The following is a 16,202-nucleotide window of genomic DNA, read 5'->3' as shown; positions in this document are numbered from 1 at the left end:
GATGCCCGCGACGGCACAATGCTCGTGACCTCGTGTGCCAGTGAGATCAGCGCCAGCGAAGATCGCGGCGCGACCTGGCAGACCGTGAGCTCACCAACGTGAGCCGCCCGGATTCCGTCATTCCTGGCCGGCCCTGGTGGTGTTCAGGCCGGGCAAGATTGGTGTGGTGAATCTGGCAGATGGTAGCGCGCAGATAAGGTTGGTTGCGGACACGCGCACCGTATCGAAATGATGCACGGTCGGTGACCCGCGCAGGGGCGCCCATGTGATTTTGAGGGGCTCCGGGAAGCCTCCATACGCCACTGCGATCACCCGTTCCAGCTCCGGCTCGACGACCTGCTCAGGGTCTTCGATCATACGCGTCGTACGCCACAACTTCGTCTAACAGTTGAGCTCCCCCTTCGCTCTGGCACATCGATTAGGCTCGGCGGCATCAGTGACGTGCTTGAAGCATGCGCGATGCCGGAGATCCACATGCTGGGGCTGGTGTGCCAACGCGCACGGGCGCTGGGTCAGCTCGGCGAGGACGTCGATATCGCTGCAGCGGCTCGCAGCCTGCATGCAATTGCGGTCGGTGTTCTGCTGGGATCTAACTTAGAACCTGGCATTCTCGACCTGAAGATGGGCGGAGTACGCACAGTTGAGGACCTCCTCAGGCTGCACATGCCGACGCGTTTGGTGGCTACGCAGACCCGGCTCGGTCCATGCATAGGCTAAGGTGGCTCTGGACCGGCCAGGATTTCGTAGACAACTCAGAGCCATAATCGATGGTAACGAGAGAGGTGTCCATGACGAGCAAGCAGTACACGGATGAGTTCAAGGCCGAGGCGGTCAAGCAAGTGACCGAGAGGGGCTTCGCGGTTGCGGAGGTTGCTATGCGGCTGGGAGTTTCATCTCATAGCCTCTATCAATGGCTGCGCGAGGCCAAAAGCGCAGCGCTGGCGGGCGCGTCCGAAGGGGCGATGTTGCCATCGCCCAAGGATTCGGCCGAGATGCGGCGCTTGAAGGCTGAGGTCAGGCCCTGACCGAGGAGCGCGACATCCTAATAAAAGCCACGGCGTACTTCGCCAAGGGGTAACGGCGAAGTACGCCTTGATGCGTGAGCATTTGGGCCAGTTCAAGCTGAGCGTCATGTGTCGAATGCTTGGGGTAAACCGTAGTGGCTACTACGCTTGGGCGGGCAAACCAAGTAGACCGCGTCGCCGAGAGGATGATCGTCTGCGTGGCCTGATCAAGCATGCCTGGCTAGCGAGTGGCACGGTCTACTGCCGCCGCAAGATCACTCTAGAGCTTCGCTAGGCCGGCGAGCGCTGCAGCCGCCATCGTGTGCGACGCCTGATGAAGTCAGAGGGCATGCGGGCTGAGATTGGCTACGGGACGAAGCCTCGTTATCGAGGTGGACCGGCTGGGGTGGTTGAAAACGTCGTCAATCGAGACTTTTCGCCCTCCGTCCCCCAACAGAGTATGGGTCACCGACATCACCTACATCCGCACCTATGAAGGCTGGCTGTTCCTGGCGGTGATCGTCGACCTTTATTCGCGACAAGTGGTTGGCTGGGCGACGCAGCCCCAGATGACCACTGATCTTGTGTTGCAGGCGCTCGTCGCTGCGGTGTGGAAGCGGAAGCCAGCTGCCGGCCTGATCATTCACTCTGACCAAGGCAGCCAGTTCACGAGCAGCGATTGGTTATCACTGCTGAAGCAACACGGCACAGCTCCGAGCATGAGCCGGCGAGGAAACTGCCACGACAATGCAGTAGCTGAGAGCTTCTTCAGTGCGCTGAAGAAGGAGCGGATCAAGCGACGGATCTACCCCACCCGGGACGAAGCGCACTTTGACGTATTCAACTACATCGAGATGTTTTACAACCCAGTTCGCCGGCATGGTTCCGCTGGCGACCTGGCACCTGTAGAGTTTGTACGGCGCTACGCGCAAACCGGCTCATAAGTGTCTACGGAAGTTTGGTCGGTCCACCCGCTTAGGCAGTGGAGGGTCCCAGGAGTCTCCGCTACATGTACCACCTATTGGGCACGTAGCATGATAAAGCCTACTCGAAGGTCATAGATTCGATATCGTCGAGACTGCGATCGTGTTTCACGTACTCCTTAATTCTACTCTGGCATGGAGTCTGATCGTGCGTGATCGGAATCTAACCGGCCCCTGGGCCGGTTTTTCGTTAGCGCCGCGAGCTGAAGCCGCAGGACCTGGCATGGCTATCACTCACTGCTGCACAAGCGCAGGAATGGCGGCGGCCGATGGAAACCCGTGGAGTGCCGGCGATCGGGACGTTCTCGCCAAGAACCAACAGCGTTCGCCCAGGGCGATGGCTGGGCCCGACGCCGAGCCGGCAGCAGCGGTCCTGCCTATACTTGGGCCGAGACCTCGCCAGCGCGTGTGAGTTGCTTCCGTAGGGGCGCTGCCCCTACACCCGGCGTGATGCGTCACGGTAATCACTTGCAAGCCCGCCAGACCATATCGTCCATACGCCTGCCAACATCAAACGGGCGGTTGGTGCCGTAGGCCCTGAAAACGCGCTCACGCTCCGCACGTGCGGCCTCGCAGGCGTTGGCATCCCTGTACTGGGAGATATGGTGCAACTGCCCGCCACCTCCGCCGTTTCTGTAAACAGGTGCTGGGCGCCGCGCTGGCTGAGGCGCAATGGAAGCCGAATTTTGCTGCCGGATCATGTCCAAGCGCCGCTCATTGACTACGGATTCCGCGGAACGTGGCGCGACCTCTACATTCCACGTCTTGGCAGCTTCACCGTTGGCACATGGCATTGACTGGTACTCGACGCCGCCCTTGGTGACGCACTTGTAAATCTGCTGGGCGCCTAATGGCGCAGCCATCACACACAGCAGCACTGCTGTCGCAATCCTTGTGACCATGACTTCCCCCTGTAGCTGGGCCGAAGCTTACCCCCTTCGCCTTCGGGTTGGCGAGTACGGGCGGAGTCACAGTCTTGTGGGGATCGCCGGCGTGGTCATGTGGCTGCTGCTCTGGAACGAGGGCGTCTCCGGGAAGCTACCGAGCGCCCGATCCCCGCGCGCAATGGCGTTCCCATTGATGACCGCCCCACTCTGCTCGATCCGTTCCGGCTGCGCCGTTGGCTGCTGCGGAGCAATGGTGGCCATGATCGCCAAAGTGGCGCTCGCTTTGGATCTCGGGCTGTCGCTATCTGCAGCGGAGATGAAGCGCTCTATCTTAGTGACATCAGCACTGTCGCTCACCAATTTCCACAGCGCCGCGCGCCATGCCACTGGGTGCGTATCGGTGGCCAGCTTTTCCATGATCCGCATACGTGAGCTTCAATACCTTGAGCTCCGGGAAAATGATCTTGAAATCTGCCTTCAGCTTTTCCTCGTGCGAGGATATTGGAATGACTTTTAATGGCCGCTCTTGTTCCTAGCAAGTGCAGGATGTCGTTGAATCCAACTCAACCGAGATGGAGGCGCACATGCAGCAATTCTTCTACCGGCATGCTTACACGTTCAAGAAGCTGCTAAGGCAAGCCCCCAGTGGTGAACTGGCGAACTCCCGATTTCGCGCAGGACGACCATCAATCGAGTCGTCGTACAACGTACTTTCCATACGAAAAATAGAGGAATCCGATAATGGCGGCGTGCACGACTGCAAACGGTATGTACTGTTTCCAGAGAAGAGTCAGCCCAAAGCCCACACCCGGGATCAGGTAGATCGCAAGAATAGTTGCCCACTTTCCGTCGTGTCCGACAGCCAGAGATTCGCCATTCTTAGCGATTGATCCGGAGATGAGCCAAGCCAGCGTAAACGCCGAGACAAGCATGATCCAGAATGGCGGAATGCTCCGACCCTCTAGGAAGTCAGCTCCTAAGTATCTCAGCAGCATGATCATGAAGATCGTCTGAAGGACCATAAATATTGCAATAAGAACCGAACCGCCGAAGCGACGCCAACCTGCGTCGAACTCAGCCCACATCTCCAGGTTGCTCGCAATGAGAAATGCATATGAGTATGGAGCCCGCAACAATCGTAGCATCCTAGTAGACAATCATATCCAGCCTATTCTTGCTCTCCCGGACATCCCAGTAGTCCTCAGCCTGCTGCAAGTCGTGCTTCATATCGGGGCCTATCCCTTATGATCTGAAAAGCACCATCACGCCGTCCTGATTCTTAATTTCATAGAACGCCTGCCAACCAAAGAGCTGCTTCACAGCATTCGGCCCAATGGTGGGATGTACTCCGGTAACGCATCGGCATGTCGGTCATGCTCTATTTCCGCTGCCGGCCAGAAGCGGACGTTCACCACGGGCGCGAATTCACAAACCGAGTCTTCGCGCCAGAAACCGGGCATGAAAAGCAAGCAGAACCGCACTTTCATTGCGTGCCGCACCGAAGCCAACTAACGCTATCACTCTTCGATCTCTATTCTCACAACGAAGTCCAGATACTGAGGAAGCCCATTTCTCAATGAACACTTAAGCTCATCGTACGCGTAGTGGATTTGAACTTGCCGTCCGATGGCGTATGCAGAAATGCAATTTGGATCATCCGTCAAGATTGCTTCCGACCTTGAACTCCCATCATTTAGGGTGAACTCGAATTCGTTTGGGTGATTGAGGCGCTCCTGCCCCGCAACGTACAGGCTCGTAATTACACCCGTGACGCACTCACCCTCAATGACTCCGGACTCGATATTGGACCACCACTCCTCGCTACCGAATAGACCCTTATTGCCTTTTAATCCAAGCAACGGCTTCGCGTCGTTCAACGTCAGGGACTGCGTATCTCGAATCCTGGACAGATCTTTCTCAAGATCATTGCGCAAGCTGTAGACGACCTTCATCCATCACTCCTGACAGTGTGAGCTCGTGGTATCGGGAGATCGCACTTGAGGACGCTCGCGTTGAGAATATGGCGTGCAGTCCCCGTTCCAAGCACAGCTTTCACAGCCTGTCCTTTCATGAAATTTATCTCGCCTTCCTTGATTGGCAAATCATGGGTGCGCAAGAGCCGGATCTCTATCGGGCAATCGCCGCCGAGCATCGTTGCGCTGGCAATGACTGAGGATCACTTAGATCAACCCGACGTTAGCAAGTATGTGCGAGGCCCAATAAACCCCGTGTCCTCACCCGTTAGATAAAGTGCACCGGTCACACCATCAGGTAGCGCCTGTACTCGCCGCCTGTTTGCATCTATTGCATCCACACCAATAGAGATGTCACGGACGTTTTCTGGAGAGGTGCGCCGGCGTCCCAGCTGGATGTCTTCCAGTGTCCTCGGAACCTCATACATCGAGACAAACTTGTCTCCGACGCATATCGGGCCGCCCGTGACAACAAAACCTACGTACACCGACTGCCCAGTGCGATCTTTGGCGATCGTCTCAACAAAGAACTCGACGGTCGAACTCATGACTGGCCTCTAGCTATTGGGATGCGCAGGACTTCTGCGATTCGTTCCAGCGTAAATTCCTGTTGCTGCGTTCGAAAATTGCTATCAGCGCCACCCGGCATCTCATCCCGTGAAGAGCAATCGTGTGGCTCAGCCAATCAAACTAGCATAATCAATGGAGCGTGCAGGATGCATCTCCAAGATCCTCAAGCCCCCCTGAGCCGAAGTTATCACCTGAAATGGTTCTTCGTGCTTAACGTAGGTGTGTAGATTCGAATTCTGGCGTCACTGGCTTACGTCAGTTGTCCGACTTATCGTGTCCGTACTCTCTCGCAGGCGGATGGTTGCACCTATATCGGAAATCATCTGGACTGCGGGTCCGCTTTCGGCCAGAAGCGGACATCCGCCCTACCCTTGATAACGATCTCTAATCCTCTGCTCCGCCCTGCGCGGTGTTCGCTTTCGGCGGTACGCGGACATTCGTGCTGGTCAAGCGTGTCATGTTCATATCGGTATCACTCCAGGGCAGCCGTACGACATGTCGCCGCCCGGTCTCAAGCAGAAAGCTGTTCCCTCCGTGACGACTCCTTGGAGGAGACTCTAGCTAAGGTATCGCTGTTTGGTTTTGCTAGTGGCGGGCGCCGGCGCAGCGAGATCGCGGCAGCTGACTGGCAGGATCTGCGCCGCATCGGCGAAGACGCATTCATCCACCGGCTTGAGCACAGCAAACACAGCAGGCTGGTCCTAGCGTCACTGCCACACCCGACAAACCGGTGCTGGGCCGCACGGGGTCCCCCTTGCTGCGAGCTGAGCGCTGCACATCACTGAAGGCCCCTCTTTCGCCGCCTGTGGGGTGAGCGCGTGGGCCCTGCCTTGTCGCCGAAGGCGGTTGCAACGATCGTGCAGCGGGGGCTTTGCAGGCGGGGTTAAACGGGGACTTTGGCGGCCACAGCCTGCGCTCGGGCTTGTCACCGAGGGCGGCCGCCCGGGCATCGCCCTGCTCGGCCTAATGGCGCTGACTGAGCATCGCTCCGTCGCGCAGGCGATCGGATACGTTCAGGCCGGTGACGCGTCAAGCAACCCAGCGGCTCGGTTGCATGACCTCTAGCGCACGGGCCGTTGCGTCATCGACCTTTGCGCGGCTCCCTCTTCGCCGGAGTTTTCTCAAGGCTTTTGAGCAGATCCTTCTTCTGGCGAACGGATAGGTCATTCCACTGCAGAAGGAGTTGGGCCAACAGTTCGTCTTCGGTGTAGAGAAATGCCGCGGGTATGCCAAGCACCTCCGCCAACTGTTTGGCTGTCTTGATCTGGGGTTCGTGCTTGCCGCGTTCGTACTGGTTGATACGTGGAGAGGCCACGGCGGGATCCAAGCCGGCAAGGATGCCGAGCTGCTTCTGAGATAGCCCGGCTCGTTCGCGCGCCTGTGCTAGCCGCAGCGCAAAAACCGGATGTTCTGCCGTCCGCCCGTTCACTTTTACCCCCTCAAGAGAGGGTTAAGGATGGCGGAAGTGACCGGCGCTTGGATACTAAGATATTCTTAGATGCTATGGCAACGGCCAGCAAGCAGCTCGGGCCCTGGATTGACTGCTCAGTGCCCCTTCATCAAAGAAATGAACAACTCAAAACCGCAGCCTCAGGGTCTTGGGCGTCTTGACGCCCCAACCATCAGCGACGTCCGTCATCTAGGCGGTCGTGGCGCCCTCTATCTTCTGGCTCTGGTGCAAGCTCTTCACGCGCGAACACGCTTGGCGCCCACGCTGGAGGGGACTCATAGTGTTCTTTCGGTATTGGATGCGCTGGGAGTCATCCGAATCGAGTCGGAGACCGGCCCGGATATCCACGCGATCGCTGGTGACAAGATTGCCTGGTCCTACACGTGGCCACACGTCCCCTTCGGAGAACTGGGATCGCGGCTTAAGGACTACCTGCAAAGTGAAGCTCAAGAGCCCCCTTATGCAGAGATGTGGTTAAGGGTCTGGCAGGAGCTGGTTCCGCTGGAGGTGACCGCTTACCTTCGGCATCAGTTGCGCATTCACCAGTTTCCCGACTTTTTCCTTGTTGAACTGGCCCGGCTACTCATGCCGTACGAGCCCCGATACAGCCTTGGCCATTGGCGCTATGCGTGCTGGGCAGCGGTTCGCAGCATGGCATCCATCTCCCTACAATACCCAGGCAACGTTGAGATTTTGAAGTTCACGCTGAGCAGTGAACTGCCGCGGCGACTCAGGCTCACCCAGGGCAGCTTGGAAGGAAAGCTCTGCTTTTCCCCGTCCCATTCGCTCCCAGACTGTGCGCTAACATCTGCGTTCTCCACCGTCGCCACGCGACTGGGCGATCGATACTGGATGTCGCCCCCCACCCTTGAGCTGATATAGCACCTACGGATCTGCGCTCGCGTCAGTACGTCTTGCCCGCGTTTAGGATTCGGTCAGATATGCGGGCATGGGTCTAATAGTCAACCGCATGGGTTGTCAGACAGGACTGGCCAGGCGCGCCTTTCTTGCACCGGTCCGCCCCGAGCTCCTTGCTGCGGCCAGACGCTGCCACCAAGGCTTCACCCAATGTCAGCCAGTGCGACTTGGCATACTGGCCAAGTTCTGCCCTCGCTTGGCGCAGCTCCTTGAAGGTCGTTAACGCGACCTTGTCAGCAATCCCACCTGGGCCAGTTTTTGGCTAGTGGAAATGGCACTGTCCTAGACATTGCCCCTGCTCGTTCGGCTTTGACTGCTGCATCGTCGAGCAGGTGAGCCCTCGGACTAAGCGGCGCAGATGTGCCACATGCGCCCATGTGTCACACCGCGTAAGCAGTATCAGCGCCTTGCGGAGACACCTAACTGATCCATGATCCAGCGCGCATCTGCAATTACATCGCTTTGGACATGACTCAGTGATCGGCGGCCCGAAGTCGACAAGCTCTGCCCTAGGCTCATCACCTGATTGCCGACATGACTGCAGTGAACGGCAGACCATTGAAAGGTGTGGGAAACAAAGGCACTTGTATCGTAGGTGTGCTCGCTACGTGTGCGGGGTGATCGTATCGTTGAAGGAATATCCCAAAACGCGAGCAACATCTCGCTGGCGGAGGTCTTCCCCATAAGCGGTGCCTGCACATGCGCTAGCCAGCTCACCGACAAACACAAGCCCAGATGCGACCCTTCATACGCTAACAGGTTGACATTGTCTGACCAGGCCGCAGTGTTGGCTTGCTCGAGCTGGCTGCGCAAGCACCACAGGGAGAAGCCGATGCTGCAGGGGCACTGAAGCTTATGTTTGCCTGATCCACCACCTATGCCTTGCATGCACGCATGGCCAGACTTTCGCGCCAAGGTGCGCGCCTGGGCGGCAATGCGAGAAATGGCTTCTGCGTGGCTATTAACAAGCGTCTTGGTTACCTGCCTAGGCGGGATGAAGCGGAAGTACTGACTAAGCACCCGGCTTTGCGGGCAAGGTGCTGCTGCGCGCATCCTCTCTGCCGCATGAATGCGCACATCTTGGGGCGAAATACCCAACGGACGAGGCGATCCGGATAACCATGGCAGACCGGCAACCTGGACCTGCTCAGCTATCTGGCACGTCAGTTGATCCTCGACCGAGGAGGCTTTAGGTGCTGCGGTCTGCGATGTAGCGCCGTCATCCAGGCCATCCAAACGACTTCCGCATCCGCCGCATTGCAGCGGCTCCCTATCAAAGAAGACACGATAGCCAATGTGCTGGCCACAGTAGTTGCAGAACTGTTCGAGGCGGACTTGATGCTCACGGCAAAACCAGAGTGAGCGATGCTGATGGATTGCCTTATGATGACTCTGCTTCATGCACTGCGGGCACCAGAACACCGTGGCTCGATACCATTCCAAGGGGGCTTCAGTGAGGTCCTGCCGCGCCTTGGCGATCACGCGACGAAGTAGCTGATGCGTGATTTCGTCGCTCGCCACCTTCAGTTGCGCTACCCAGTTCATGAATTCGAACAGGTGGGTGGGCGAAGGCGGACGACACGGCTGGAATATACGTAAGGGCCGCTCGATGAGTTTGGCAATATCGTATGCACGGCACAGGTTGAATCGGCCGATCGCCGCGTATGCTCCAAAAAGGGAATTGTTCTCCCAGTGCTCTGGAAGATGGGCGACAAAACTCACCGGCGCCGAGGCCTCAGATGACATCAATCTTCTGAAGCAGTTCCGATGTGATCTTCAGCTCCGTACTGTCAGCACCACGAAGGTGAATGAAGAACGATGCCAAGAACCCTGCAACACTGGACATGGCCACGACGGTTCCGACGCCAGGCAAGCGTTGCTGTTTAAGTTCGCGCCAGAACAGCGCACTACTGCTGGCAAGCCGCCCCCCGCCCTCATAAAACCTGGGCAGTAGCAGTTGCAGGTAACTCATGCCCGAACCCACAGGAAACTCAGAACCGGCGTCAATTGCCGCCAGCAGCGGTTCCAGTTCTGCTGCGTTCTGAATCCCCCTGAATTCGTTCAACGTGGACATGAAGCGCTTTTCCAGATCTGAGCGTGCGGCCTTCAACTGTTGCCGTTTCTCTTTGAGCTCGATCTGCCCGAACAAGACGACCGTGACCTTCACGCGGTCTCGCACTAGGCGATTGATGACCGACTTAAGCCAGGCAAACTCGTCACAGCTCAGCTCCTGCGCTTCATCGAAGATCAGAAAAAGGTGCCGGGACTCCCCTGATAGGGCCAGCAAGGCGCGGTGCACTTGGGTACGCTTGCCGGCCAAATCTCTGGCGATCTTGGGCGCATAGTCGATCTGGTTGAGGATTTCCGAAAGTAAGCGCCCTTCGGCCGGATTGGTGTCTTCGACCACTTCGAATATCAGCACGCCGCAGCCAGGCTTTTTTCGCTTCATTTCCACCAATAGCAACTCGGCACATGAACTCTTGCCCGACAGGGGCTGGGCGAAGAAGGCAATGGATCCCCTGCCCTTGCGGCCAAGTGCCCAAACACGGGCCAGAACGTCCTTGGCAGCAAGCGTTGGCAGCACCGCTCGCTCAATGATTAGCGGATGCTCATCCCATACCTGGTTACGCAAGCGTAGAATCTCATCAATCGTCATGACGATCTCCGTTGAAGGCACCTATGTCATCCCACTGCATGTAGTTGGACGTTGTTGATTCGCTGGCCCGATCCAGGAGGTCCGTCACCGCGACTCCGACCTGCTTCATCTGATCGGCGGTGTTGGGGACGTCATCGGGCACATCGCGACGGGCGTTGTGATCGCCTACATGTCGCATGGCCGCCTTGGCCGGCTTGGATTTACTCTTGGCCCTGACATATTCGTCCGCCACCTTTTTCAAGAACGCGGCCACGACATCGTCGTTCCTGTCGTTCTCGATGTAGCCCTCGCGCAGGAGTTGATTGATTTGACGCCGCAGATCGATCGAGTGATCGCTCCAACGCCAGCGGCCACCGGCCTGGCAGATACCCAAGGGGCGCTGACGGCAGAAAGCCTCAATGAATCGAATATTGGTCCGCGCGACATGCAGTTGTAGCTCGACCTGCTCATCCAGCAGAGTCCAATCCTTCGCCATGGCCTGGTTCGTGTAGTCGACCTCCAGAAAAGAAAAGTAAGGGCGACGACCAGTGCCCTTGTTGCCCCGAATTGGCACAGTGATGATCGACTTGGATAGATCTGCCTCGCCTTCCCGCAGCGGAGGTAGAAATGGAAACTGGTACTGATCGCGTTCGGGTCCGCAAATGAGCGCGTGCATGCGCTGGGCCGCGCTGGCCGCCAAGTTGGCTTTGCCCATTTTCTCGTTGAAGTTGCGCAACAGATTCGACACCAGGGTCACAATCTCGCGCTCTGACAGGATGCACGCGCGGGCAGCCTCTTCCGCCTTCTGCCGCCTAGGATCTTGCGGTCCAGCGCCGGTGGTTTGAGGAAGCCGTTTAAAGCCTGCGCGTTCCAGTTCGTTGAAAATGCGCTCCACTAACTGGCGCCTGGCTGGAGTCTTCATTGGGCCAAAGTTCACCGCGCATCCGCTCAGCGACATCACACGTGAGACCAGTTCGTCAGCTAGATGGATGAGCGCATTGTCCAGCAACAGACAGTTGAATCCACACCAGCCGAAGCGGTCGTCCAGGTCGGCCAAAGGGCGCGTGGCCAGCTGACCGTCCTTGCGGTGGGCCCAGTCCGGTTCACCGAGTACGCCCGCGTGAAGCACGTCCATTGCATCGCCGGCGTTGGCCGCCTCACGGAAGATCACCTTGAAGGCCATGATCCAGCCCTTGTGGCGATCAACCAGCAGCAAGAGCGTCATTCGGCCTGCATCCAGAAACCGGAAACCCTCAGTCGTCTCGATCCTGACGGTGCCGATGCAACCCATGGCATGCTCGTCCATCTCGACGATATCCATTGGCATACAGGCCACGAGGCGAGAGCCATGGCCATTGCCGGTCTTGGCTTTGGTCGCGGCCTTGTACCCATACTGGGTAACTACGATCGCGTCGTAGTGCTGGATCAGAAAGGCCTTGGTGAACTCCCGCACGGCCCCCGCTCCACGCCGACGCGAGGTAAAAGGCCAGGACTGCATGTCGGGATCCTTGGCTTCGCATAGACGCAAGAATTCCATGTGGACGGACTTGTGTCGCACGCCCGCCTCTCCACCGGGCTTTCGTTTGGCGTTGAGCAGCAAGTACGACTCCAATGCTGCGGCAATGTCGCTGTTCTGGCGTAGGAACTGCGCAAGCGCCCCCGCTAGCCCTTTGCTTTGATGCTTCGGCAAGGGCTTCCGTCGCTGCCGCGGCTGGATCTCCAAATAGGGCAGCAGCCCTACCCAGCCGATCGGCATGCCTCGCCCGTCAAGCGCGACACATTTGTCGTAGGCTCGATAGAACACCTCTCTCCAGATCGATTTGGCCTGCAACAGTTGCGTGATCCGTGCGCCGTGCACGTAGTCGGTAATGGCCTCCTTGAGCGAGTAGAACCGCTTCGTCTCTGCCGCATCCAGGCCTTCTAGTGATGGCATGGCCCAGCTGGCGAGAACCAAACGCTCGGGAGGCGTCGTCTTCAGAGTCAGGCGGCTACCCATGACGAGGTGTCCGCAGCACGGTACCAGGACCCCACAGGTGGGTATCTACATCGCTTTCAATTTCGCGCGAGCGCAGCAGCGTGGCCACTGCGCCTGTGATCAGCGCGGTACTTTCGGTGGTTAGCTGCTGGCACAGATCCCGAACAGCTAAGTCGCCATGCTCTTCCAGCAGATGCCGGCAGCGAATGATCAGCGGGCCCAAGGAACGCGGTCGGCACCGGTTGATCGTGGGAACGATCGCCCGCCAGCTCTGGACGCGTACCTTGGCTGCGTTGAGCACCGCCAGGCTGACCAATCGCCGGCCCGCCACCGATGCCTTGTTGGCCTCAAGGGCCAGGTCGACGTCGAGCTCGGTACCCTCCAGCGTGGTCACGGTAGCGAAGTGCCGCCGCCCCGGGTGCGGGTTCGCTCGCCCGTGGCGCAGGGGGGAATAGTCGACGAACGCCACATCCGGTGAACCTTCCAGGTAGAAGAAGGCCTCCAATTCGATGTCCGAACTCAGCGTCAGCGGGAGCGCCTGCGTGTCCTGCGGGGGTCTGACAAACCACAGGTTGTGGCCGCTGGCTCCTCTGGCACGCACGGAGGCCAGGTACTGGTTGCGCTTTTTTTGCGCCGGGGTCTTACCCATTGGGTTGCCCGCGCAGACGAGCGATGGCAGGCAAGCGGGTGCGACCTTGACCCGCGTAGCGGGAAGGGGTGTATAGTCTCGTCGGCATCAACAGGTCCTCCAAACGACCTGGCCTCAAGAGTCCGACCATTGGCGTGGCGGGCTCTTTTTTGTGAACTAGTTTTTAATTCCAGTAGTGCTGGCGTACAGACTACCTGCATGGAAGGTTGTCAGATCCAATCTCCTGCCGTGGTTTGATTTTCAATCCTCGCCCGAAGAGCCCCGATCATGGTGCTGGACTGTGCTAGCGGTTTTCGTCAGATAGGCGCATGGGTATGGGCCCGATACCTGTTGAAGTCGCTGGAATGCGACGTCGAATGGTTGAATCGAACCCTGCTTCTGCCCTGCGAAGGCTTCACCGGAGCGATCTATGAGGGGCTGACACCTCGGGTCTTCGAAGAGATCCACAACGCGGGCAAGAACCCAGACGGCGCCTATTGGAAAGAGATCAAGGACAAGACTAAGAAGTTCAACCTGCTCGAACGGGTATGTGAACGTGTGCCTGCGTCACGTGCTTGGTTGCTGCGCGATTTCAACCGCTACATGCAGCTTGATCCACCCTCATTATTGGACTCACGCGAGCAGTTGCTGGTCTACACCAACTCGCGAGGTCTTCTGCTCGTACCTGGGCGCGTCATGGCCGCCGTGAAGCACCTGGATCCGGCGCTATACGCCGATCTTGAGCACCGATGCACCAGCGCGCTGATTAAAGCGGCTACCCCCAGCACACTGCTCTTTGTCATCGCCTTTCTGCATGAGGTCACCTGGCGCAGGCACCGGGGGACACAAGCGGCAAGGGAATTAGCTGACAACGCGGTTACCGCATTCTCCGCCTCAATGCACGAACGCGCCTTCGAAGACGGCCATCGACTGGGCGAACAGCTTCGACCTTACTTGCAAGACGTCGTGGCCAATGTCTCGGTATGGGGTGAGCGATCCGCGCCTTCAAAGCTCCCTCGGGCACTAGGAGACCTTTGGGTACTGCCTTTCCTGGTGAGGAAGAACCAGGACATGCTCGATGCCTGCGCTTGCCTACATGCGGCCGGTGAAGCATGGTACGAACGAATCGATCATCCCTTGCCTGAGCGCTACCGGGATGGCGCCCTGGAGGTGACAACTGAGGGCTTGACCTCATATACACCCGCCCATGCGAGCATCGAAGCGGCGCTCATTGCGCTGCGATTGGAATTGCTCAAAACGCACGGGGATATCTCCCTCGAATACAACCAGTCGCTTTTGATCACAGCAGGCACTAACCACGTCGCATATGAAAGGTTGTCCGGCGATGCACGGACTAGTAGGAACACCCGTTCGCCTCGTTTATCCTCGCGTGCACAATCGGCATAGAGATCGCCGCACGCCCGCGCGACCCGTATTCACGCTCCAGATTCTTAGCCGCATGCTTCGCACGCATCTTAGCTAGTCCCGGCTCTTGCAATGCGTCATCACTTTCCGTGCAGTGAGCCGAAATCAACTGCCATTTCGCCTCCTCGGTAAGGCGTGAAACTTCACAGACTTCGGAAAAATCGACGTCACTGATGTTCTGCCAAAGTATCGCCGGTGTTTCCCCATTTGTCCTGGACGCTTCCCAACTCCGAAAGCTCGTGGGCAACTTATGTGCTAGCCACTCTAATAGCTCATCCGGATCGCTTCTCAAGAAGGTCACAATGGAACTTGTAAGACTTGCCTTTTCAAGGACGTAGGATCCGAAGGATCGCTCGGCGGTGCTCCTAAGGCCCCACGCGTCCCAGAGTTCGTAGCGGAGCTTCTCTTGTGCGCGGTCAATGCGGCACATTTCCCATGCCACAAACCCGTTTCCAATGCAACAAAGCTTATGTAAGGTCCGAGCAAGAAGCTGCGCCTGCAATTTTGTTCTGAACATCTCCCGAGAAGTGGCAATACACGTAACGTGATCGGAATACCGTCGAAGCAGCCAGGCACCCGCACGCAACTGGGCACTTTGATGGATGACGGTACGACCTTCCTTCTCGATCGAGTAAGTTTCTGCGGCACGGGTGGTTTTCGTAACACTATGGATGGAGGGTTTTCCCCGCTCATTAAGAGCGACTTTGATAGCGGCAAAGCTCGGTACAAGAGGGAGCGTCTCGGAAAATTGTCTATCGGGCTCTAACATCGCTGTTGTAGCTTCCTTGATGCCCGGGAGCCGCCCTTGCCTGAAAAACGATCCCGTCATCATGGAGTGAATCGGCGCGCAAGCTTTCATTGCCACAAAAAGCTCTTGATAAGTTCGTGAAATCCGCCACCGGATGCGCCGATTCGCGCATATATCGGTCATATCGGCGGCCAAAAGGGAGCGGCTGCAGACACTGCAGCTAAATGCTGGACGGGGCAAGGATGTGCTGTACTTCATCCACCTCCCGCAGATCGGGCAGTCCGAGATCAGTCGTCGTTCGTGGTAAGGACAGAACTCAATAAAATTCAGCTGGCCGACTGTGAAGTGCATTCCAAGCGCGACGCATTCTGCGCAGAAGCGAAGGCGCTTGTTTTCCCATGCCCAATCTGAGTAGTCCTTCAGAGTCAAGAAATTCGCCTCAATGAAGTACTCGCCTAGCCGCCCTTGCTGAAGTGGCCACCAATACTCGTGCGCCTCGCTGCGCCATTCACACACTACATGGGCATAGTCGATTCGGTCTGGTTTACGGGTTTTCTGATTTTTCTCGCTGCCCTGAAGGTCACGGATCAACTGAAGTGGGCCCTTTGCTGCGAACCAGCCCAATTTGTTGAGAAATGCATATGTTGACTCACCCGGGAGCAAGGCGCTGCGCACCCAGGGTATGTACTGCTCAAATTTTTCATCGCTCAAGGCCCTTCTCCAAGCATGACTTGGAAAAATTGTTGATCGATTTACCTAGAAATTCAGGGGATCGGAAAAGTCACAGCTTTGACGTTCACCTCAGAATAGTCACAGCTTTACCTGTATCGTTGTTACAGCGATTTTGGATCCAAACCAAACTCTCGGAAATCAATAAGTGATTGTTTTCTAAGGCGTGAGGAGATGGGGGCGCGGTCACAGCTTTGCCAAGCCCGGTTACTGAGTAGCCCACTGGCAGCCAGAAAATGCCCCAATGTCGATAGGCCTCTGACAAATCGCCTCGTTT

At 57.5% G+C, this 16,202-nt stretch carries 14 protein-coding genes and 1 pseudogene; 3 read left to right on the top strand and 12 right to left on the bottom strand.

The window, feature by feature from the left end; translation table 11 throughout:
- Positions 1 to 117: 117 nt before the first annotated feature.
- Positions 118 to 357 carry a hypothetical protein gene (locus H7A86_RS10870; RefSeq protein ID WP_119131943.1) on the bottom strand — a complete coding sequence of 80 codons (240 nt, stop codon included), beginning with the start codon at positions 355 to 357 and terminating at the stop codon, positions 118 to 120.
- Between the two features lie 431 nt (positions 358 to 788).
- Here H7A86_RS10870 and H7A86_RS10865 point away from each other — a divergent pair.
- A pseudogene (locus tag H7A86_RS10865) lies at positions 789 to 1,948 on the top strand (IS3 family transposase).
- 503 nt (positions 1,949 to 2,451) lie between these two features.
- Here H7A86_RS10865 and H7A86_RS21265 read toward each other — a convergent pair.
- The 6 genes from H7A86_RS21265 to H7A86_RS10835 form a co-directional block, all read right to left on the bottom strand.
- The gene (locus tag H7A86_RS21265) at positions 2,452 to 2,850 is read right to left on the bottom strand and encodes a DUF4124 domain-containing protein (protein WP_074898923.1); all 399 of its coding nucleotides are present in this window, start codon (positions 2,848 to 2,850) and stop codon (positions 2,452 to 2,454) included.
- 105 nt (positions 2,851 to 2,955) lie between these two features.
- Positions 2,956 to 3,291, bottom strand: coding sequence for a hypothetical protein (locus H7A86_RS10855; RefSeq protein WP_147421336.1), 336 nt, complete (start codon positions 3,289 to 3,291; stop codon positions 2,956 to 2,958).
- Positions 3,292 to 3,560: 269 nt separating this feature from the next.
- Positions 3,561 to 3,959 carry a hypothetical protein gene (locus tag H7A86_RS10850; RefSeq protein ID WP_119131946.1) on the bottom strand — a complete coding sequence of 133 codons (399 nt, stop codon included), beginning with the start codon at positions 3,957 to 3,959 and terminating at the stop codon, positions 3,561 to 3,563.
- Between the two features lie 432 nt (positions 3,960 to 4,391).
- Complete coding sequence (locus H7A86_RS10845; RefSeq protein WP_119131947.1) at positions 4,392 to 4,826, bottom strand: hypothetical protein; 435 nt, start codon at positions 4,824 to 4,826, stop codon at positions 4,392 to 4,394.
- 233 nt (positions 4,827 to 5,059) lie between these two features.
- Positions 5,060 to 5,395, bottom strand: a complete 336-nt coding sequence (locus tag H7A86_RS10840; RefSeq protein ID WP_147421337.1) for a hypothetical protein — start codon at positions 5,393 to 5,395, stop codon at positions 5,060 to 5,062.
- 1,103 nt (positions 5,396 to 6,498) lie between these two features.
- Positions 6,499 to 6,846: a helix-turn-helix domain-containing protein gene (locus tag H7A86_RS10835; protein ID WP_119131948.1), complete on the bottom strand. Its 348-nt coding sequence runs from the start codon at positions 6,844 to 6,846 to the stop codon at positions 6,499 to 6,501.
- Positions 6,847 to 6,984: 138 nt separating this feature from the next.
- On the opposite strand from H7A86_RS10835, the gene H7A86_RS10830 reads away from it, so the two are divergent.
- The gene (locus tag H7A86_RS10830; protein WP_232099062.1) at positions 6,985 to 7,749 is read left to right on the top strand and encodes a hypothetical protein; all 765 of its coding nucleotides are present in this window, start codon (positions 6,985 to 6,987) and stop codon (positions 7,747 to 7,749) included.
- Between the two features lie 435 nt (positions 7,750 to 8,184).
- Here H7A86_RS10830 and H7A86_RS10825 read toward each other — a convergent pair whose 3' ends face one another.
- From H7A86_RS10825 to H7A86_RS10810, 4 genes are read right to left on the bottom strand one after another with little or no spacing between them, the layout of a single operon-like run.
- Complete coding sequence (locus H7A86_RS10825; protein ID WP_147421338.1) at positions 8,185 to 9,531, bottom strand: hypothetical protein; 1,347 nt, start codon at positions 9,529 to 9,531, stop codon at positions 8,185 to 8,187.
- Positions 9,521 to 10,441 carry an ATP-binding protein gene (locus H7A86_RS10820; RefSeq protein ID WP_119131950.1) on the bottom strand — a complete coding sequence of 307 codons (921 nt, stop codon included), beginning with the start codon at positions 10,439 to 10,441 and terminating at the stop codon, positions 9,521 to 9,523. The genes H7A86_RS10825 and H7A86_RS10820 overlap by 11 nt, the downstream gene beginning before the upstream one ends.
- Entirely contained in the window at positions 10,431 to 12,416 is a 1,986-nt protein-coding gene (locus H7A86_RS10815) for a hypothetical protein (RefSeq protein WP_147421339.1), read from the bottom strand. Before H7A86_RS10815 ends, H7A86_RS10820 begins: the two co-directional genes overlap by 11 nt.
- The gene (locus tag H7A86_RS10810) at positions 12,409 to 13,044 is read right to left on the bottom strand and encodes a hypothetical protein (RefSeq protein WP_119131952.1); all 636 of its coding nucleotides are present in this window, start codon (positions 13,042 to 13,044) and stop codon (positions 12,409 to 12,411) included. Before H7A86_RS10810 ends, H7A86_RS10815 begins: the two co-directional genes overlap by 8 nt.
- Before the next feature lie 330 nt (positions 13,045 to 13,374).
- Here H7A86_RS10810 and H7A86_RS10805 point away from each other — a divergent pair, with 330 nt between their 5' ends.
- Positions 13,375 to 14,430 carry a hypothetical protein gene (locus H7A86_RS10805; protein ID WP_147421340.1) on the top strand — a complete coding sequence of 352 codons (1,056 nt, stop codon included), beginning with the start codon at positions 13,375 to 13,377 and terminating at the stop codon, positions 14,428 to 14,430.
- On the opposite strand, the gene H7A86_RS10800 is transcribed toward H7A86_RS10805, so the two are convergent.
- Complete coding sequence (locus H7A86_RS10800; protein WP_147421341.1) at positions 14,378 to 15,907, bottom strand: hypothetical protein; 1,530 nt, start codon at positions 15,905 to 15,907, stop codon at positions 14,378 to 14,380. The genes H7A86_RS10805 and H7A86_RS10800 overlap by 53 nt on opposite strands.
- Between the last annotated feature and the right edge of the window lie 295 nt (positions 15,908 to 16,202).

Origin of the sequence: Xanthomonas euroxanthea (assembly GCF_903989455.1) — a bacterium.
GTDB lineage: Bacteria > Pseudomonadota > Gammaproteobacteria > Xanthomonadales > Xanthomonadaceae > Xanthomonas > Xanthomonas euroxanthea.
This window is presented reverse-complemented; position numbering and strand designations above follow the sequence as displayed.